Origin of the sequence: Serratia sp. JSRIV006 (assembly GCF_019968685.1) — a bacterium.
In the GTDB taxonomy this organism is placed as follows: Bacteria; Pseudomonadota; Gammaproteobacteria; order Enterobacterales; family Enterobacteriaceae; genus Chania; species Chania fonticola_B.
Genome location: NZ_CP074137.1, coordinates 875020 through 895860 on the forward strand (window position 1 = coordinate 875020; position 20841 = coordinate 895860).

16 protein-coding genes are annotated in these 20841 nt (G+C 54.7%); 14 read left to right on the plus strand and 2 right to left on the minus strand.

Annotated features, from left to right (window positions below):
* Position 1: 1 nt before the first annotated feature.
* Positions 2-1576: a 2-isopropylmalate synthase gene (gene leuA, locus KGP16_RS04015; RefSeq protein ID WP_021179308.1), complete on the minus strand. Its 1575-nt coding sequence runs from the start codon at positions 1574-1576 to the stop codon at positions 2-4.
* Between the two features lie 918 nt (positions 1577-2494).
* Between leuA and leuO the strand changes: the two genes are divergently transcribed.
* The 5 genes from leuO (at position 2495) to cra (ending at position 9521) form a co-directional block, all read left to right on the plus strand.
* Positions 2495-3442 carry a transcriptional regulator LeuO gene (gene leuO, locus KGP16_RS04020; RefSeq protein ID WP_059199733.1) on the plus strand — a complete coding sequence of 316 codons (948 nt, stop codon included), beginning with the start codon at positions 2495-2497 and terminating at the stop codon, positions 3440-3442.
* Between the two features lie 456 nt (positions 3443-3898).
* Entirely contained in the window at positions 3899-5704 is a 1806-nt protein-coding gene (locus KGP16_RS04025; protein ID WP_223500846.1) for a long-chain fatty acid--CoA ligase, read from the plus strand.
* A 318-nt stretch (positions 5705-6022) separates the two neighbouring features.
* On the plus strand, positions 6023-7741 hold the full coding sequence (gene ilvI / locus KGP16_RS04030) for an acetolactate synthase 3 large subunit (protein ID WP_024527178.1): 1719 nt from the start codon (positions 6023-6025) through the stop codon (positions 7739-7741).
* Entirely contained in the window at positions 7741-8235 is a 495-nt protein-coding gene (gene ilvN / locus KGP16_RS04035; protein WP_021179312.1) for an acetolactate synthase small subunit, read from the plus strand. The genes ilvI and ilvN overlap by 1 nt, the downstream gene beginning before the upstream one ends.
* Before the next feature lie 281 nt (positions 8236-8516).
* A complete protein-coding gene (gene cra, locus KGP16_RS04040) occupies positions 8517-9521 on the plus strand; it encodes a catabolite repressor/activator (protein ID WP_223500847.1) in 1005 nt (334 codons plus the stop codon).
* A 25-nt stretch (positions 9522-9546) separates the two neighbouring features.
* Here the strand turns inward: cra and KGP16_RS04045 are convergent, their stop codons facing one another.
* The gene (locus tag KGP16_RS04045; protein WP_071682176.1) at positions 9547-9987 is read right to left on the minus strand and encodes an L-alanine exporter AlaE; all 441 of its coding nucleotides are present in this window, start codon (positions 9985-9987) and stop codon (positions 9547-9549) included.
* A gap of 895 nt (positions 9988-10882) precedes the next feature.
* On the opposite strand from KGP16_RS04045, the gene mraZ reads away from it, so the two are divergent.
* The 9 genes from mraZ to ftsW are packed head-to-tail and all read left to right on the plus strand — an operon-like array spanning position 10883 to position 20840.
* The gene (gene mraZ / locus KGP16_RS04050) at positions 10883-11341 is read left to right on the plus strand and encodes a division/cell wall cluster transcriptional repressor MraZ (RefSeq protein ID WP_025120486.1); all 459 of its coding nucleotides are present in this window, start codon (positions 10883-10885) and stop codon (positions 11339-11341) included.
* Positions 11342-11343: 2 nt separating this feature from the next.
* Positions 11344-12285, plus strand: a complete 942-nt coding sequence (rsmH, locus tag KGP16_RS04055; RefSeq protein WP_021179317.1) for a 16S rRNA (cytosine(1402)-N(4))-methyltransferase RsmH — start codon at positions 11344-11346, stop codon at positions 12283-12285.
* Positions 12282-12602: a cell division protein FtsL gene (gene ftsL / locus KGP16_RS04060; protein WP_021179318.1), complete on the plus strand. Its 321-nt coding sequence runs from the start codon at positions 12282-12284 to the stop codon at positions 12600-12602. The genes rsmH and ftsL overlap by 4 nt, the downstream gene beginning before the upstream one ends.
* A 42-nt stretch (positions 12603-12644) precedes the next feature.
* Complete coding sequence (locus KGP16_RS04065; protein ID WP_059199735.1) at positions 12645-14411, plus strand: peptidoglycan glycosyltransferase FtsI; 1767 nt, start codon at positions 12645-12647, stop codon at positions 14409-14411.
* Complete coding sequence (gene murE, locus KGP16_RS04070; RefSeq protein ID WP_223500848.1) at positions 14398-15885, plus strand: UDP-N-acetylmuramoyl-L-alanyl-D-glutamate--2,6-diaminopimelate ligase; 1488 nt, start codon at positions 14398-14400, stop codon at positions 15883-15885. The genes KGP16_RS04065 and murE overlap by 14 nt, the downstream gene beginning before the upstream one ends.
* Entirely contained in the window at positions 15882-17243 is a 1362-nt protein-coding gene (murF, locus tag KGP16_RS04075; RefSeq protein ID WP_223500850.1) for a UDP-N-acetylmuramoyl-tripeptide--D-alanyl-D-alanine ligase, read from the plus strand. Before murE ends, murF begins: the two co-directional genes overlap by 4 nt.
* Positions 17237-18319 carry a phospho-N-acetylmuramoyl-pentapeptide-transferase gene (mraY, locus tag KGP16_RS04080; RefSeq protein ID WP_021179322.1) on the plus strand — a complete coding sequence of 361 codons (1083 nt, stop codon included), beginning with the start codon at positions 17237-17239 and terminating at the stop codon, positions 18317-18319. The genes murF and mraY overlap by 7 nt, the downstream gene beginning before the upstream one ends.
* Positions 18320-18321: 2 nt before the next feature.
* On the plus strand, positions 18322-19641 hold the full coding sequence (gene murD, locus KGP16_RS04085) for a UDP-N-acetylmuramoyl-L-alanine--D-glutamate ligase (RefSeq protein WP_223500851.1): 1320 nt from the start codon (positions 18322-18324) through the stop codon (positions 19639-19641).
* Positions 19638-20840 (plus strand): cell division protein FtsW, encoded by a 1203-nt coding sequence (gene ftsW, locus KGP16_RS04090; protein WP_209523344.1) that lies wholly within the window; start codon positions 19638-19640, stop codon positions 20838-20840. Before murD ends, ftsW begins: the two co-directional genes overlap by 4 nt.
* Position 20841 lies beyond the last annotated feature (1 nt).

Below are 20841 nucleotides of genomic sequence, written 5' to 3' on the forward strand. Positions count from 1 at the left end.
TTCACACCGTTTCCTGATTATTTTGATGTTTGGTTTGCTGCAAGCGCTGCTTTTCTTTTTCTACTTGCTGAGAGCGCCAGATATTGTTCAATACGTGGATCATCGCCTTGGCAGAAGATTCCACAATATCGGTTGCCAGGCCCACGCCATGGAAGCGGCGGCCATTGTAAGACACTACGATATCAACCTGGCCCAGCGCGTCGCGCCCCTGGCCTTTGGCGGTCAGTTGGTATTTCACCAGCTCAATCGGGTAGTCGGTAATGCGGTTGATGGCTTGGTAAACCGCATCGACCGGGCCGTTGCCCGTAGCGGCTTCGGACTTCTCTTCGTCGCCACATTTCAGTTTCACCGAGGCGGTAGCCATAATGCTGCTGCCGGACTGTACGCTGAAGTATTCCAGGCTGAAATGCTCTGGCTCTTCCTGCTGCTTGTTGATAAATGCCAGGGCTTCCAGATCGTAGTCGAACACCTGGCCTTTCTTGTCGGCCAGCTTCAGGAAAGCTGCGTACAGCACGTCCAGATTGTAATCCTGCTCCTTGTAGCCCATCTCTTCCATGCGGTGTTTTACCGCCGCGCGGCCGGAACGAGAGGTCAGGTTCAACTGGACATCTTTCAGACCGATGGTCTGCGGGGTCATGATTTCGTAGTTCTCGCGGTTTTTCAGCACGCCGTCCTGGTGGATACCGGAGGAGTGAGCGAAGGCGTTGGAACCGACGATGGCCTTGTTGGCTGGAATAGGCATATTGCACAGTTGGCTGACCAACTGGCTGGTACGGTAGATTTCCTGATGATTGATATTGGTATGCACCTGCATAAAGTCCTGGCGCACCTTGATGGCCATGATCACTTCTTCCAGTGAACAGTTACCGGCACGTTCGCCGATGCCGTTCAAGGTGCCTTCTACCTGGCGGGCACCGGCCTGGACGGCAGCGATAGAGTTACCCACGGCCATGCCCAAATCGTCGTGGCAGTGGACGGAGATAATCGCCTTATCAATATTTGGCACGCGGTCGTACAGCGTAGTGATGATGCCGCCGAACTGGTTTGGCGTGGTATAGCCAACGGTATCAGGGATATTAATGGTAGTGGCACCGGCGTTGATGGCGGCTTCTACCACGCGGCACAGGTTATCAATCGGGGTTCGGCCAGCGTCTTCACAGGAGAACTCTACGTCATCGGTATAGTTACGGGCGCGTTTCACGGAGCGCACCGCCATTTCCAGCACCTGGTCGAAAGAGCGCTTCAGTTTGGATTCGATATGCAGGGTGGAGGTGGCCAGGAAGACGTGAATACGGAAGGCCTCGGCCACGCGTAATGCTTCGGCAGCGACGTCAATGTCGTTATCAACACAGCGTGCCAGACCACAAACGCGGCTGTTTTTGATCTGGCGGGCAATGGTTTGTACCGACTCGAAGTCCCCAGGGGAGGAGACTGGGAAGCCGACTTCCATTACATCGACACCCATTCTTTCCAGCGCCATGGCGATCTGGATTTTTTCTTTAACGCTCAGGCTCGCCTGCAGCGCCTGTTCACCATCACGCAATGTGGTATCGAAAATAATGACTTGTTGGCTCATCGTGTTGTTCCTTGTCGTGTTTGTTTCACGCTAAGCGGGTAAAAAAAAACCCGCGCAGTAGCGCGGGTTTTGCAGATGATGGGCTGAATCAGCTTTGAACCCCGTCCACCAGCGTACCGCGCACATAAGATGCGTTTAGTAGTAGGCCTAGTAGACGGTGGGTACGGATCATGGCGGTCAGCTTCTCTAAAATTGTTTCGTTGCCTAATTTGATACTTTATTGGCCGGGGCATGTCAACACCTGATTAAATCAGGGGTATTGAAAAGCGTGGCACCCGCGGGGATGGTGCTAGTTGGAAACTCGGTAAAACCCTCCTGGGCCAGCGCTAAATCCGCAGGTGATCGGGAGTTTATTAGCATAAATGGTTTGAAAGTGGCACTGTCACATTGATTAACAACACTACTAGGTTAAAATTTTTCGTTGGCGCAAAAAACCAGCAAACGTGGTTTGATGGGATGCTGATGTTGCGGGCTTGATATTCATGGTGTCAATTTTTCGTTGTTGATCTATTCGTAATTCGTATTCTTAACGCTGAACTGAGCGGCTACAATCAATTAAGTGATGCTAAAGAGACCTATTTTGCTACGGCATGATTGTCCATTAACGCATTTTATGGTCTGATCCAGAGGTTGAGGGTACCAAACAGGTATCCATAACTCAGGTGTTTTGCCTGCCAATTTTGTTTGTATGCCATCGGCGAGTTGCGAACCGATGTGCCAAGGCTACCTAACGACGAACAATGCCTAATATGCACCGCTGTGACATATTTTTATAGGATGATGCCCGATTGCTATCTGACAAGTGTAGTCAAAAGGGATAACTAATTTCGCTGTGTGGGAATAACGAAGCGTGCCTTTTCCCGTTATTCCCCTGCGCGCTAGCGAGATTATCTACATGGGACTTAGTGGAGTTTGGATATGTCCGAATATAATTCAGGAACTGTCTTGAGGAAAGAAAACGGTGATATTCATTTGCGCAGTGTGGATCTTAATTTACTCACTGTTTTTGATGCAGTTATGCAGATGCAGAATATTACCAAGGCGGCAAATTCCTTAGGGATGTCGCAGCCGGCGGTCAGCAATGCCGTGTCGCGTTTGAAGATCATGTTCAACGACGAGCTGTTTGTCCGCTTCGGCCGTGGCATTCAGCCTACCATGCGCGCCCGCCAACTTTTTGGCCCGGTACGCCAGGCACTGCAGCTGGTACAAAATGAACTGCCAGGCGCTGGCTTTGATGCCCTGAGCAGCGAACGCCTCTTTGTGCTTTCTATCTGCAGCCCGCTAGATATTCGTCTGACAGCCAAAATAATCAACAACGTCAAGAGCATGGCTCCCAACGTGCAGATACAGACCAAGTCTTACATGAGCACTAACATTGAGCATCAGTTACGCTATCAGGAGACCGAGTTTGTTATTGGCTATAGCCGCCTTGAACATCCCGAGTTCCAGGATATTGCCTTATTCGATGATGAATTGACCCTGGTTGCCGCACAGTCTCACCCGCGCCTGGTGGGTACCATTAGCCAGAAACAGATGCTGGCGGAGCAGCATGCCGTCATCGCATTAGAGCGTTTTTGTTCCTTTAGCAAACCCTACTATCTTGACGAAACCCTACAACGCAATGTCACCCAGCAATGTACCGACCTGTTCAGCGTATTGAATCTGGTCGCCATGACCGAGATGGTGGCAATCGCTCCTCGTTGGTTTGCCCAGCAGCACGCACAAGCCTTGCAGCTAAAATTAATTCCGCTGCCTTGGGAGAGAAAAACCGCCACCTGTTATCTTTCCTGGCATGAGTCCGCCGAGCGTGATGAAGGCCATCAGTGGATGAAGTCCGTTCTTAGCCAAGCGGGTGTATTGCGCTAATTAGTGATTTATTGGCCCAGCGCGCTTTCGAGTGCGTCGGGTTGATAATGGATAGCGCAAAACAATAATTAAGAATAGGCTCAAGAGAAACTAAGATTATTCCGTATAATGACTCCATAGGAAATATCATTTACCCCGAGGGTTAATTAATTTGAGTGACTGAAACGCTATTCTGCCCCAAGCGATACTGCCACTATTTTAACCTGTCACTTCTCCCTTCTTGTCGTCGATCCCACTTTGTCTGTTTGGTGTAAACCTTTCGCACTCCCTTTTGTCCAAGATCAAGAGAAATGAGTACAAGCGCGTTTTGGCTCACACTTCTACGCTGAAATCCCTTTTCCCACAGCCGGAGACTAGGTAGACTGCGCAAAAAAAGTAAACACGTGTAAGCTGAGATGTGAGAGCTTCCGCTCCGGTCGCGGTTAACTGGTTGATAAATTTCAGGCATAGAGCGCTATGACCAATACCTTGCAGCATTACCATCAGGTTGAACGTATACAGCATCAAATTGCTAACCGTGCAGAACATACGGCTTTCCGTCAGTGGTCCCCTCAGGGAGAAACACGGTTGACCTGGGCGCAGGTTGGGGCGCATATGCAACATATTGGCTGCGCCTTGCTGGCACTGGGCGTTGAGGTACAGGAACGTATCGCGATTTTTGCCAACAACAGCATGGCCTGGTCGTTGGCCGATTTGGCGATCCTCGAACTGCGGGCGGTCAGCGTGCCGCTTTATGCCACCAACACCCCGGCTCAGGCGGCATTTATCATTAACGATGCCGATATCCGCATTCTGTTTGTCGGCGAGCAAGCACAACTGGATGCCGCGATTGCGCTGCGTGGCGTATGCCCGCAACTGACCCACATTATTGTCTTTGATGCTTCAGCCGATTTGCGCGGCTGTGAGATTGCCCAACACCTTCATCATTTCGAACGTCTTGCGGATATCGAGCGTTTCGATGCCCTGCGTCAGCAAAGAATTGCCGAGCGCGATTTGAAGGATTTGTTCACCCTTATCTACACCTCAGGCACCACCGGGGAGCCGAAAGGCGTGATGCTTGACTACCGCAATATGGCCGCACAGCTGCAGCTGCATGACGATCGCCTGACGGTGACGGCGGATGACGTTTCCCTCAGCTTCCTGCCACTGTCACACGTGTTTGAACGTGCCTGGAGCTTCTTTATCATGCATTCGGGCGCGCAGAACGTTTATCTGCCCAATACCGACTGGGTGCGGGAAGCGATGGCCGATGTCAAACCGACCCTGATGTGCGCAGTGCCACGCTTTTATGAAAAAATCTTCAGTGCGGTGCATGAAAAGGTCTCTCGTGCGCCCTGGTTGCGGCGTGCCTTATTCCACTGGGCCATCGTCTGTGGTGAACGCAAGTTCCTTCAGGAAAGGGCAGGGAAACCGTTAGGCAAGCTGTTCGACCTCTCTCACCGCTGGGCTGACAAGCTGGTGTTAAGCAAGCTGCGGGGGATCCTGGGGGGGCGGGTGCGCTTCTTGCCAGCGGCCGGTGCCAAGCTTGATGACAACGTCATTCTGTTCTTCCAGGCGATGGGCATTAACATCAAATACGGCTATGGCATGACGGAAACCTGTGCCACGGTCTCCTGCTGGGAAGAAAACAACTTCCGCTTTGGTTCGATCGGCAAGCCACTGCCCGGCGTGGAAGTGCGCATTGGCGATGAAAATGAAATCCAGGTGCGTGGGCCAATCGTGATGCGCGGCTATTTCAATAAACCGTTGGAGACGGCCGATAGCTTTACCGCTGACGGCTGGCTGAAAACCGGCGATGCCGGCATGATCGACGATAGCGGCAACCTGTTTATTACCGAGCGGCTGAAGGATCTGATGAAGACCTCCGGCGGCAAATACATTGCGCCACAGATGCTGGAAGGTACCCTGGCGCAGGATCGCTTTATCGAACAGGTCGCAATCGTTGCCGATGCACGCAAATTTGTCTCCGCGTTGATCGTCCCGAGTTTCGAGTCGTTGGAAGAGTATGCCAAATCGGTCAATCTGAAGTATCAGGATCGGCTCGAACTGCTGCGCAACAGCCATATCATCGAAATGTTCGAAAAGCGTCTGCGGGAGATGCAAAAAGAGTTGGCCCTGTTTGAGCAGGTGAAGAAATTTACCCTGCTGCCGGCAGCCTTCTCGATGGAATTGGGGGAACTCACCCCGACCTTGAAGCTGCGTCGCAAGGTGATCCTACAGCGTTATCAGCATGAGATAGAGTCGATGTATCAGGAAAAGTGATGATAGGGGCGGCAGGCGGACGAAAAATCCCCAGTCGCCCTTGCCTGATATAGTTCTGTAATTACCCCCACCCTCGAAATAATGCCTAGCTGAATAACCACTCAGCTAGTGCATAGTTTTGCCAAGCCGCACTTCTCCAGCCTGATGGCAATACCCTTGCCGGTGATAAGCCATTTTGCCGTTTGCCTGCCCCATATTCTGACGCTATGTTAAGAGTCCAAAACGTCCATAAGATTTTTGGGGCCATGCCCCAGACAGGACAGGCGCTACGTTCCGGCGTCAGACAAGAACAAGCTATGTAAGCCTGGAGGCAAACCCATGGAAATATTGTCAGGAGCCGAGATGGTCGTCCGATCGCTGATCGATCAGGGCGTTAAGCATGTATTCGGCTATCCGGGCGGGGCGGTACTCGATATCTATGATGCCCTGCACACGGTGGGGGGCATCGATCATATTCTGGTGCGCCACGAGCAAGGGGCGGTGCATATGGCCGATGGCTATGCACGAGCGACCGGCGAAGTGGGCGTAGTGCTGGTCACTTCTGGCCCTGGGGCTACCAACGCCATTACTGGCATCGCCACCGCCTATATGGATTCCATCCCGATGGTGGTGCTATCTGGCCAGGTGCCGAGCTCGCTGATTGGTTACGATGCCTTCCAGGAGTGCGACATGGTGGGTATCTCCCGCCCGGTGGTAAAACACAGCTTCCTGGTCAAGCGTACCGAAGACATTCCTTCCGTGCTGAAAAAGGCGTTTTACCTGGCCTCTACCGGCCGCCCTGGCCCGGTGGTGGTCGATCTGCCGAAGGATATCGTCGGCCCGGCGATAAGAATGCCTTACGCGTATCCGCAGGACGTCAGCATGCGTTCCTACAACCCGACGGTGCAAGGCCACCGCGGGCAAATCAAACGCGCCCTACAGACCATTCTGGCGGCAAAAAAGCCGATCATGTACGTGGGCGGCGGGGCCATCAATTCAGAGTGCCATGGAGAGTTGCTGCAACTGGCGGAAAAGCTGAACCTACCGGTCACCTGTACGCTGATGGGGCTAGGGGCGTTCCCGGGAACTCACCGCCAAAGCGTCGGTATGCTGGGCATGCACGGCACCTATGAAGCCAACAAGACCATGCATCATTCCGACGTGATTTTTGCCGTTGGGGTGCGCTTTGACGATCGCACTACCAACAACCTGGCCAAATACTGCCCGGATGCCACGGTGCTGCATATCGATATCGACCCGACCTCCATTTCCAAAACGGTGGATGCCGATATTCCTATCGTTGGCGATGCCAAACAGGTGCTGACGCAGATGCTGGAACTGCTGGCGCATGAAGACAAAGCGCAGGATTTCGATGCGCTGCGTGACTGGTGGCAGTCCATTGAGCAGTGGCGCGCGCGCGATTGCCTGGGCTACAACAAAGACAGTGGCACCATCAAACCTCAGGCGGTGATCGAAACGCTGCACCGCCTGACCAAGGGCGATGCCTATGTCACCTCCGACGTTGGCCAGCACCAGATGTTTGCCGCACTCTATTATCCGTTCGATAAACCGCGCCGTTGGATCAACTCTGGTGGCCTGGGCACTATGGGCTTTGGCTTACCAGCCGCCCTTGGGGTGAAACTGGCACTGCCAGACGAAACGGTAGTGTGCGTCACCGGTGACGGCAGCATTCAGATGAATATCCAGGAGCTGTCCACGGCTCTGCAGTACAATCTGCCGGTGGTGGTGGTCAACCTCAATAACCGCTACCTGGGTATGGTGAAGCAGTGGCAGGACATGATCTATTCTGGCCGCCATTCGCAGTCCTATATGGATTCCTTGCCGGACTTCGTCAAGCTGGCAGAAGCCTATGGCCATGTCGGCATCGCCATTCGTACCCCGGATGAGCTGGAAAGCAAGCTGGCGCAGGCGCTGGCTGAAAAAGAACGTCTGGTGTTTGTCGATGTGACCGTCGACGAGACTGAACATGTTTATCCAATGCAGATCCGCGGTGGAAGCATGGACGAAATGTGGCTAAGCAAAACGGAGAGAACCTGATGAAGCGCCGTATCTTATCGGTATTACTGGAAAACGAATCCGGTGCGTTGTCGCGCGTCGTCGGGCTGTTCTCTCAGCGTGGCTACAACATCGAAAGCCTGACGGTTGCTCCTACCGATGATCCAACCTTGTCGCGCATGACGATCCAGACGGTGGGTGATGAAAAGGTACTGGAGCAGATAGAGAAGCAGTTGCATAAGCTGGTTGACGTTTTACGCGTCAGTGAGCTGGTGCAAGGGGCTCACGTTGAGCGTGAAATCATGCTGGTGAAGCTGCAGGCTAGCGGCTACGGTCGTGAAGAGGTGAAACGCAGCACGGATATCTTCCGTGGCCAGATTGTGGATGTCACCTCGTCGCTTTACACCGTGCAGTTGGCGGGGACCAGCGACAAGCTGGACGCCTTCCTCAACGCCGTACGTGAAGTGGCGGAAATCGTCGAAGTGGCCCGCTCGGGGATTGTTGGCGTGTCGCGCGGCGACAAGATTATGCGCTGATAGCGGGTTTTCTGCACTGTATCCGGGGCGTGGCAGGTTTGCTGCGCCCTTTCTTTTTAATTTTTTGCCCATTTGCTGGCACCTTTGGGCGAAAGCGGTTGCTCGGCCGTGTTTTCTGCTGTTAGATCGCCATTACGGGTTGAATAACCATAGTGACTATCATGGTTACTCATTACCCTTCCGCTTTCGGTTCGCTGCATGCTTAGCCGTACATTGAAAGCGTGGGGTAAACAACGCCACAGGATCCATTGTCATTTTGAGAGTCATTTAAAGGGGTTAACGTGAAACTGGATGAAATCGCGCGTCTCGCAGGCGTTTCGCGCACTACGGCCAGTTATGTCATCAACGGCAAGGCGAAGCAGTATCGTGTCAGCGATAAAACCGTCGAAAAAGTGATGGCCGTGGTCAGGGAGCACAATTATCACCCGAATGCCGTAGCGGCAGGGCTGCGTGCAGGCCGCACTCGTTCTATCGGCCTGGTGATCCCGGATCTGGAAAATACCAGCTATACCCGCATCGCCAACTACCTGGAACGCCAGGCGCGTCAGCGCGGTTATCAACTGTTGATCGCCTGCTCGGAAGATCAGCCGGATAATGAAATGCGCTGTATTGAGCACCTGCTGCAACGCCAGGTCGATGCGATCATCGTCTCCACGGCGTTACCGCCGGAGCATCCTTTCTATCAACGCTGGGCTAACGATCCTTTCCCGATTATTGCATTGGATCGCGCTCTGGATCGTGAACACTTTATCAGCGTGGTGGGGGCCGATCAGGAAGACGCCTTTGCCCTGGCGCAGGAGTTACGCACTTTCCCCGCCAAGTCGGTGTTGTATCTGGGGGCTTTGCCTGAGCTTTCGGTCAGCTTCTTGCGTGAGCAGGGTTTCCGTCAGGCCTGGCAGGATGATGAGCGGCAGGTGGATTATCTGTATGCCAACAGCTATGAACGTGAAGCAGCCGGTGTGCTGTTCGCGGAATGGTTGAGAACCCATCCGATGCCACAGGCGTTGTTTACCACCTCATTCTCGCTGTTGCAGGGAGTGATGGACGTAACGCTGAAACAGCGTGGGCGTTTACCGGCGGATCTGGCAATTGCCACCTTTGGTGACCATGAGCTATTGGATTTCCTGGAGTGCCCGGTGCTTGCCGTGGCCCAGCGCCACCGTGATGTTGCCGAGCGGGTGCTGGAGCTGGTGCTTGCCAGCCTGGATGAACCACGCAAACCCAAACCGGGTATGACGCGCATTCGCCGTAACCTGTTCCGCCGTGGCAGCCTGAGCCGCAAGTAATCTTCAAGGGGCCGTCATTCGGCCCCTAAACGTAACCCACCACGCGAAACAGCCTGCGGCAATACTCCAGAAAATAGCCGTACACCACGCCCATCGCCATTGAGATCACCGCATTACTTGTCACCGCGGCCAGGATCTGCTGGCCGTCTGCACCCACACTCCAAAGAATGGCAGCGTAAACCGGCGATTGGAAACTGACATAAGCCAACAGATCGGCCAGGTTACGCAGCAAAAACTGCCCGTGTGGGCTGCGGCGTGCGGTGGCGATAAAGAAATCGCGGTAGCGACCATAGGGCCAGGCGATCAGGATATTGACGGGGATCGACACCAGTCGGGAAGAGAGCGATTGGCTAAAGCTCATGCCCGAAATCAGTATTTCAATCGCCATCCCGACGATAAAACAGTACACCACCAGCGCAAAAGTATCGGCGGCAGCGCTGCGCCATGGTGAAACGGCTCTAGACATGACACGATCCCTGAATTTATCGGTTAATATGTTGGTTGTTAATGTTAATTAGGTGTTATTAACTGACCTTTATGCTATTTAGTAGTCTACTTGACTATATTGATTGTTATAAGTGGCTTAAAATTTTTATTTTTAACATTTGGGTGATTTTTATCCTGACAACAGGGGGGAAAGTGCGTAAAGCAGGAATTTAAAATTGCAGTTGTAGAAATTATCATTATTAACAGTGCGTTATGATTATGTGGCGACGGTGAGATGACGGCTTTGCGGCTGATTTAGCGATAGGCTCACTAAATTTACGTATATTCCTAAAGTGGCAAAAAAATCCAGATGAATTGTAAATAGGTGTTTTGAGAATAATCTTACCATTTTGATTTGAATCATAATTAGCGGCTTGAGCCAGTGCTTCGCCATTTATTTTATCTTTGGGTTGTTCTTTGACGGAATAATTGAAGTAAAATAGCGCGCCGTTGGCAGCGAAATACTCGCTGAGTGTTATTAACTCAAGGGCTTATCGCATTTCCCTGCTGGCAGGCGGCTTGCGGCCAAGCCTTGACCGATGCGGGATGCAGTGGGGTTGTCCCCGCCGAGAGCGATGTTGAAAAGTGAGACCTGGATTGCAGAAGGACATAATGAGTTATTTAATCGTCAATTTGTGTTTATTTTAATCACACTCTTTCCGCTTAGAAAATTCTCCTCTTTAATCATGATGTTAATTTATATTCATGCAATAAATAGCGTTCCTTTCGTGAGCCAGCCTCCAGAATATGCCTATAAATATTGCCAAACCGCTCTTGCTCTGGCTTGACAAGGTTTTCATACCCTCCGTAAACTCCCTTATGTGGGAATTTGTGGTGTAAAGTGGTGAAAAGGGTCACGAGGGGGTAGCTCAGGTATGTTTCGTGGGGCAACGCTGGTCAACCTCGACAGTAAAGGACGGCTCGCCGTACCAACCCGTTATCGGGATTTACTGAATGAGGAATCGCAAGGCCAAATGGTTTGCACCATTGACCTCCATCAGCCCTGCCTGCTGCTTTATCCATTACCTCAATGGGAAATCATCGAGCAAAAGTTGTCCCGTCTGTCGAGCATGAATCCCGCCGAGCGCCGCGTCCAGCGCTTGCTGTTGGGCCATGCCAGCGAGTGTCAGATGGATAATGCCGGCCGGTTGCTGTTAGCCAATACGCTACGCCAACATGCCGGGCTTACTAAAGAAGTGATGCTGGTCGGGCAGTTCAACAAGTTTGAACTGTGGGATGAACAGACCTGGTATCAACAAGTCAAGGATGATATTGACGCGGAACAATCCACTCAGGAACCGTTGTCTGAGCGGCTACAGGACTTGTCACTATAAGCATGCTGGAAAATTATAAACATACGACCGTATTGCTGGATGAGGCCGTGAAGGGTCTCAATATTCGCAGTAACGGCATCTACATCGACGGTACTTTTGGTCGCGGTGGTCATTCTCGTCTGATCTTGTCCCAACTGGGGCCGGAAGGGCGCTTGTTGGCTATCGATCGCGATCCGCAGGCAATTGCCGCAGCTCAATCTATTGCAGACCCACGTTTTACTATCATCCACGGACCGTTTTCCGATTTGGCTGACTATGTGCAGCAACGGGAACTGGTGGGCAAGATCGACGGCGTATTGCTCGACTTGGGTGTTTCTTCCCCTCAGTTGGATGACGCAGAACGCGGATTTTCCTTTATGCGTGACGGCCCGCTGGATATGCGTATGGACCCTTCAAGCGGCCAATCCGCCGCCGAATGGTTGATGAAAGCGGAAGCCGACGATATTGCCTGGGTGCTGAAAACCTTCGGTGAAGAGCGCTTCGCCAAACGCATCGCCCGCGCCATCGTAGAAAGAAACCGCGTAGAGCCGATGACCCGTACCAAGGAACTGGCCGAGCTGATCGCCCATGCCAGCCCGTTCCGTGATAAGCATAAACACCCGGCAACCCGCAGTTTCCAGGCGATCCGTATCTACATCAACAGCGAGCTGGAAGAGATCGAGCGTGCGCTGGACGGTGCATTAGCCGTGTTGGCACCAGAAGGCCGCCTGTCGATCATCAGCTTCCATTCGTTGGAAGACCGTATCGTCAAAAGCTTTATGCGCCACCACAGCCGTGGTGCCCAGGTTCCGGCAGGAATTCCGCTAACCGAAGCGCAGTTGCGTGAAATGGGCGGCCGTACGCTGAAAGCCTTGGGCAAAATGAAGCCAGGTGATGTTGAAGTGGCGGAAAACCCACGGGCGCGCAGTTCCGTACTGCGTATTGCCGAGAGGATGCCTGCGTGATTGGTAATGAGCGCCACGGTTTAGTTGGCGTCATCGGAGGCGATCTGCTGCGTAACGCCAAGATCCCGCTGATTTTGATGATTGCCGCGCTGGTTTCCGCCGTGTTTGTGGTGACCACCGCGCACCGTACCCGCCTGCTGACCGCCGAGCGCGAACAGTTGGTGCTGGAGAGAGATGCGCTGGATATCGAATGGCGCAACCTGATCCTGGAAGAGAATGCCCTTGGCGATCACAGCCGAGTAGAGCGTATCGCCACCGAAAAACTGCAGATGCAACACGTTGATCCATCGCAGGAAATTATTATTGTCAAGCCATGAGTGGTTTAGCCGAAGTCACGATACGGAGCAAATAGCTAACGCATGAAAGCAGTACGTCCCGGTAAGAAGTTGAAACGCCAGGAAGATCAGGCCAGCTTTGTCAGCTGGCGTTTTGCGTTGCTGTGCGGCTGTATTCTGTTGGCGCTGGTTGGGCTGATGCTGCGTGTGGCTTATTTGCAGGTGATCAATCCGGATCGGTTGGTGAAAGAAGGCGACATGCGTTCGTTACGCGTGCAGTCGGTTCCCACCGCTCGCGGCATGATTAGCGACCGCTATGGCCGACCGCTGGCGGTGAGCGTGCCGGTGAATGCCGTGTGGGCCGATCCGAAAGAGTTGAACGAACGCGGGGGTATTACGCTGGATTCGCGCTGGAAAGCGCTGTCCGACGCGTTGCAAATTCCGCTCGATCAGCTCTCCAATCGTATCAATGCCAATCCGAAGGGGCGTTTTGTCTATCTAGCCCGGCAGGTTAACCCGGCGATTGGTGATTACATCCACAAGCTGAAATTGCCTGGCATCTACCTGCGCCAGGAATCGCGCCGCTACTACCCGTCTGGCCAGGTTACTTCTCATATCATCGGCGTGACCAACATTGACGGCGAAGGGATCGAAGGAGTCGAAAAGAGCTTTGATCGCTGGCTGACCGGCCAACCGGGCGAAAGAACAGTACGTAAAGACCGCTATGGCCGAGTGATCGAGGACATCTCCTCGGTAGACAGCCAGGCGGCGCACAATCTGGCATTGAGCATCGATGAACGCCTGCAGGCGTTGGTCTATCGTGAATTGAATAACGCCGTCGCCTTCAATAAGGCGGAGTCTGGTACCGCAGTGCTGGTGGACGTGAACACCGGCGAAGTATTGGCGATGGCCAACAGCCCATCGTACAACCCGAACAATATGGCCGATACGCCGAAAGACACCATGCGTAACCGTGCCATTACCGATATTTTTGAACCTGGTTCTACCGTGAAACCGATGGTGGTAATGACGGCGTTGCAGCGCGGCGTAGTGAAAGAAAATAGCGTGCTCAATACCATTCCTTACCGCATTAACGGCCATGAAATCAAAGATGTGGCGCGTTATTCGGAACTGACCATGACCGGGATCTTGCAGAAGTCGAGTAACGTCGGTGTTTCAAAGCTGGCGTTAGCGATGCCGTCCTCAGCGTTAGTAGATACTTACTCACGTTTTGGGCTGGGAAAAGCGACCAATTTGGGGCTGGTCGGAGAAAGCAGTGGCTTATACCCAAAAAAACAACGGTGGTCTGACATAGAGAGGGCCACCTTCTCTTTCGGCTACGGGCTAATGGTAACCCCGTTACAGTTAGCGCGAGTCTATGCCACGATCGGCAGCCTGGGCGTTTATCGCCCATTGTCGATCACCAAGGTTGACCCTCCGGTTGCCGGTGAACGCGTCTTCCCTGAGGCTACCGTGCGTACGGTAGTGCACATGATGGAAAGCGTCGCCTTGCCGGGCGGTGGTGGGGTGAAAGCCGCCATCAAGGGTTATCGTATTGCCATTAAAACCGGTACCGCCAAAAAGGTCGGGCCGGATGGTAAATACGTCAACCGATATATCGCTTATACCGCGGGGGTGGCGCCAGCTAGCCAGCCTCGTTTTGCTCTGGTGGTGGTCATCAACGACCCACAGGGTGGGAAATACTACGGTGGTGCGATTTCCGCGCCGGTGTTTGGTGCCATCATGGGGGGCGCGCTGCGGATCATGAACGTTCAGCCAGATGCGTTGCCCACCGGTGACAAAAGCGAATTAGTGATTAATAACAAAGAGGGTTCAGGTGGCCGATCGTAATTTGCGCGATTTACTCGCTCCGTGGGTGCCAACGGCACCCGAGCGCGCGCTGCGGGAAATGATATTAGACAGCCGTATTGCGGCTGCCGGGGATCTGTTTGTCGCCGTAGTTGGCCATCAAACGGATGGACGCCGCTATATTCCGCAAGCCATCGCCCAAGGGGTTGCCGCCGTTATCGCCGAAGCGGAAGGCGAAGCTGAAGACGGTAAAATTTGCGAAATGCACGGCGTGCCGGTGATTTACCTGAGCCAACTTGGCCAGCGCCTGTCGGCGTTAGCCGGGCGTTTCTATCATCAGCCTGCCGAACGTCTGCGCTTGATTGGCGTGACGGGGACCAACGGTAAAACTACCACCACCCAACTGTTAGCCCAGTGGAGCCAACTGTTGGGCGAAACTGCCGCCGTGATGGGCACCGTGGGCAACGGTTTGTTAGGCCAGGTTTGCCCAACGGAAAATACCACCGGTTCTGCGGTCGATGTGCAGCACGTGCTTAACGATCTGGCGCAGCAAGGGGCCACCTTGGCCGCGATGGAAGTCTCCTCTCATGGCCTGGTGCAACACCGCGTGGCGGCTTTACCCTTTGCCGCAGCCGTATTCACCAACCTGAGCCGCGATCACCTGGATTACCACGGTGATATGGCCAGCTACGAAGCGGCCAAATGGTCACTGTTTGCTGGCCACGACGTTGGTCAGGCGATCATCAACGCCGACGATGAAGTCGGGCAGCGTTGGCTGGCCAAACTGCCAGACGCGGTGGCCGTCAGCATGCAGGACAATTTGCAGCCTGGCTGTCATGGCCGCTGGCTGAAAACCACCGCGGTGGAGTATCACGATAACGGTGCCACCATCCACTTCAGCTCAAGCTGGGGCAACGGCGAGATCGAAAGCCGCCTGATGGGGGCCTTCAACGTCAGTAACCTGATCCTGGCATTGGCAACGCTGCTGTCACTCGGTTACCCGTTTGAGAAACTGGTTAACACGGCCAATCAGCTGCAGCCGGTCTGTGGCCGGATGGAAGTCTTCAATGCGCCAGGCAAGCCGACGGTGGTGGTGGATTATGCCCACACTCCGGATGCGCTGGAAAAAGCGCTGGAAGCCGCTCGCCTGCATTGCCAAGGGCAACTGTGGTGCGTGTTTGGCTGCGGTGGCGACCGTGATAGAGGTAAGCGCCCACTTATGGGGGGCATTGCCGAACAGTTTGCCGACCGGGTGGTGATAACGGATGATAATCCGCGCACCGAAGAACCGCAGGCCATCATCAAGGATATTCTGGCCGGGCTGCTGGATGCCGGGCATGTACAGGTGATCCACGGGCGCGCCGAAGCCGTGACCAGCGCCATCATGCAAGCCAAAGAGCAGGATGTGGTACTGGTGGCGGGTAAAGGTCACGAGGATTACCAACTGGTGGGTAACCGTCGTCTGGATTACTCCGATCGCACCACCGTCGCACGTTTGCTGGGGGTGCTGGCATGATCCCGGTCTCGCTTCAGACGCTGGCGGCGGTATTGGATGCCGAGCTGATCGGCACCGACTGCATCATTACCGAAGTGACGAGGGATACTCGTCAGGTCACTGCAGGTTGCCTGTTTGTGGCCCTGAAAGGCGAGCGTTTCGATGCTCACGACTTTGCCGCCGATGCTGTCGCCGCTGGCGCAGGCGCTTTGCTGGTAAGTAAGCGCTTATTGGTGGAGGCTCCGCAACTGGTGGTGAAAGATACCAGTCTGGCACTGGGGCAGTTTGCCGCCTGGGTACGTCAGCAGGTGCCAGCCAAAGTGGTGGCGCTGACCGGTTCATCGGGCAAGACCTCGGTGAAAGAGATGACCGCGGCCATTTTACGTGAATGTGGCGAAGTGCTGCATACCGCCGGGAATTACAATAACGAGATCGGCGTGCCGCTAACGTTGCTGCGTTTAGAGCCGCAGCATGATTTTGCGGTGGTCGAGCTGGGTGCCAACCATATCGGTGAGATTGCCTATACCACCGCCTTGGCGGAACCGCAGAGCGCGCTGGTGAATAATCTGGCCGCTGCCCATCTGGAAGGTTTTGGTTCACTGGCAGGCGTTGCGCAGGCCAAGGGCGAAATCTTTGCCGGTTTGCCGGCGGATGGCGTGGCGATCCTCAACGCCGATAGCAACGACTGGCCGCATTGGCAGGCGCAGTTACAGGGCAAGACAGTCTGGCGTTTCTCTCCCCAGGCTGCGGAATCTGTGGATTTCTTTGCCAGCGATATCCAGGTGAAAGGGAGCGTGACTCACTTCACCCTGCACAGCCCGTTCGGCACGGTGGCGATTGAGTTGCCATTGCCGGGCCGCCATAACGTGGCGAATGCGTTGGCGGCAGCAGCACTGGCGATGTCGGTTGGCGCTACGCTGGCCGCCGTGAGTGCAGGCTTGCAACAGCTTCAGGCGGTGCCTGGGCGCTTGTTCCCGATCGCCTTGGCGCAAGGCAAGCTGTTGCTCGATGACAGCTACAACGCCAACGTCGGCTCCATGACGGCAGCGGCGCAGGTGTTGGCAGAAATGCCAGGTTATCGCGTGATGGTCGTTGGCGATATGGCCGAGTTGGGTGCAGAGGCCGAAGAGTGTCATCGCCAGGTGGGTGAAGCTGCCCGTCTGGCCGGTATTGATAAAGTCATCAGCGTGGGTGGGCTGAGCCAGGTATTGAGCTCTGCCGCCGGTAACGGTGAACATTATCAGGATAAAACAGCAGTGACCGCGCGCGTAGCGGAACTACTCTCAGCACATGCGGTAATTACCGTGTTAATCAAAGGTTCACGTAGTGCCGCAATGGAGCAGGTAGTACGCGCGTTACAGGAGAAAGCACCATGTTAGTTTGGCTGGCCGAACATTTGGTCAAATATTACTCAGGCTTCAACGTCTTTTCTTATCTGACGTTCCGGGCCATTGTCAGCCTGCTGACCGCGCTGTTCCTTTCCCTGTGGATGGGGCCGAAGGTGATCAAACGCCTGCAGGAAATGTCCTTTGGTCAGGTAGTGCGTAACGATGGGCCAGAATCGCACTTTAGCAAGCGCGGCACGCCGACCATGGGCGGCATCATGATCCTGACCTCCATCACCATTTCGGTGCTGATGTGGGCCTATCCGTCCAACCCTTACGTGTGGTGCGTGCTGTTCGTACTGGTGGGTTACGGCATCGTCGGCTTTGTCGATGACTATCGCAAAGTGGTGCGCAAAGATACTCGGGGGTTGATTGCCCGCTGGAAATATTTCTGGCAGTCGGTGATTGCCCTGGTCGTGGCCTTTGCCATGTATGCCGTAGGAAAAGACACGCCAGCCACCGAGCTGGTTGTGCCGTTCTTTAAGGACATCATGCCGCAGTTGGGCTTGCTGTACGTGGCGTTGGCCTACTTCGTGATTGTCGGCACCAGCAACGCGGTCAACCTGACCGATGGGCTGGATGGCCTGGCGATCATGCCAACCGTGTTTGTAGCGGCGGGCTTTGCGCTGGTGGCCTGGGCGACCGGTAACATGAACTTCGCCAACTACCTGCATATTCCGTATCTGCGTCATGCCGGTGAGTTGGTCATCGTCTGCACCGCGATCGTCGGGGCAGGTTTAGGTTTCTTATGGTTTAACACCTACCCGGCTCAGGTGTTTATGGGTGACGTGGGTTCACTGGCACTGGGCGGCGCGTTGGGCACCATCGCCGTGCTGCTGCGCCAGGAGTTCTTGTTGCTGATCATGGGCGGCGTGTTCGTGGTTGAAACGCTGTCGGTGATCCTGCAAGTGGGATCGTTCAAGCTGCGCGGGCAACGTATTTTCCGCATGGCGCCGATCCACCATCACTATGAATTGAAAGGCTGGCCAGAACCACGGGTGATCGTGCGCTTCTGGATTATTTCGCTGATGCTGGTGCTGATTGGCCTGGCGACGCTGAAGGTGCGCTGATTATGGTGGATTATCAGGGTAAAAAAGTGGTCATCATCGGGTTGGGCCTTACCGGCCTTTCCTGCGTTGATTTCTTTATGACCCGTGGCGTGACGCCGCGGGTTATGGATACCCGTATTTCGCCACCGGGCCTGGATCAACTGCCCGAGAGCGTTGAACGTCATCTGGGTTCTCTGAACCAGGAATGGTTGTTGTCTGCGGATTTGATTGTGGCTAGCCCAGGCATGGCATTAGCGACTCCGGCTTTGAGCGCTGCCGCCGATGCCGGGGTTGAGATCGTCGGTGACGTTGAGCTGTTCTGCCGTGAAGCCCAGGCGCCAATTGTGGCGATCACCGGTTCCAACGGCAAGAGCACCGTCACCACGCTGGTGGGCGAAATGGCCAAGGCCGCTGGTTGGGCCGTGGGCGTTGGGGGCAATATCGGCCTGCCAGCGCTGAGCCTGCTGCGTCAGGAGTGCCATCTGTACGTGCTGGAGCTGTCGAGCTTCCAATTGGAAACCACTCACAGCCTGCATGCCGCAGCGGCAACCATTTTGAACGTGACCGAAGATCATATGGATCGCTATCCATTTGGCCTGCAGCAATACCGTGCCGCCAAATTGCGCGTCTATGAAAATGCCCAAGTCTGCGTAGTGAATGCGGACGACGCGCTGACCATGCCGGTGCGCGGTGCCGATGAGCGCTGCGTCAGCTTTGGTGCTGACGTGGGGGACTACCATCTCAACCGCCAGCAGGGTGAAATCTGGCTGCGGGTGAATGGTGAGAAAGTCCTCAATACCAGCGAGATGAAGCTCACCGGTCGCCATAACTTTACCAATGCGTTGGCGGCCCTGGCCCTGGCCGATGCCGTCAAGCTGCCGCGAGCGTCCAGCCTGAAAGCGCTCACGACCTTTACCGGCCTGGAGCACCGTTTCCAACTGGTGTGGGAACACAACGGTGTGCGCTGGATTAACGATTCCAAAGCCACCAACGTCGGCAGCACCGAGGCGGCGCTGAACGGCCTGCAGGTTAAGGGCACGCTGCATCTGCTGTTGGGCGGTGATGGCAAGTCTGCGGACTTCTCGCCGCTGGCGCGCTATCTGCAAGGTGACAACGTGCGCTTGTACTGCTTTGGCCGCGATGGCGCACAGCTGGCACAGCTGCGTCCGGAAGTCGCCACGCAGACAGAAACGATGGAGCAGGCGATGCAGGCCATTGCCCGCCAGGTGACATCAGGCGATATGGTGCTGTTGTCACCGGCCTGTGCCAGCCTGGATCAGTTCCGTAATTTTGAAGTGCGTGGCAACGAGTTTGCCCGTCTGGCACAGGAGCTGGGCGGATGAGACTACGGGTGCCGACGTTCGGCCTGACCAACAAGCTGAAAGACTGGGTGATGGGATCGCGTGAAAGCGATACGAGCAGCATGGTGCTGTATGACCGTACCCTGCTGTGGCTGACCTTTGGCCTGGCGATTGTTGGTTTTGTGATGGTGACGTCGGCCTCGATGCCTATCGGCCAGCGCCTGGCAGAGGATCCGTTCCTGTTTGCCAAGCGTGATGCACTTTACCTTGGCCTGGCGTTCGGCCTGTCGTTGGTAACACTGCGTATCCCGATGGCCGTTTGGCAGCGTTATAGCAACGTCATGCTGCTGTTATCGATAGTCTTGTTGCTGGTGGTGCTGGTGGTTGGTAGCTCGGTAAACGGGGCTTCACGCTGGATTTCACTGGGTCCGTTGCGTATCCAGCCCGCTGAATTATCCAAGCTGTCGCTGTTTTGCTACTTGGCGAGCTATCTGGTGCGCAAGGTAGAGGAAGTCCGCAGCAACTTTTGGGGCTTCTGTAAGCCAATGGGTGTGATGGTGGTGCTGGCGGTGCTGCTGCTGGCCCAGCCGGATTTGGGGACGGTGGTGGTGCTGTTTATCACCACGCTGGCGATGCTGTTCCTGGCCGGGGCGAAGATGTGGCAGTTCCTGGCGATCATCGGATCGGGCGTGTTTGCCGTGGGGCTGCTGATCATTGCGGAACCTTACCGTATGCGCCGTGTGACTTCGTTCTGGAACCCATGGGCCGATCCGTTTGGCAGTGGTTACCAGCTAACCCAGTCGCTGATGGCGTTTGGCCGCGGCGAGTTCTGGGGGCAAGGGCTGGGCAACTCGGTACAGAAGCTCGAGTATTTACCCGAGGCGCACACTGACTTTATCTTCTCCATTTTGGGCGAAGAACTGGGCTATATCGGTGTGGTTTTGGCCCTGTTAATGGTATTCTTCGTCGCTTTTCGCGCCATGTCGATCGGCCGCAGGGCGTTGGAGATAGACCAGCGATTTTCCGGTTTTCTGGCGTGTTCGATCGGTGTCTGGTTCAGTTTCCAGGCATTGGTGAACGTCGGTGCGGCAGCGGGGATGTTGCCAACCAAAGGCTTGACCTTGCCACTGATAAGTTACGGTGGCTCGAGCCTGTTAATTATGTCGACGGCGATCGTGCTGTTGCTGCGAATTGATTATGAAACGCGCCTGACCAAAGCGCAGGCGTTTGTGAAGAGGTAGC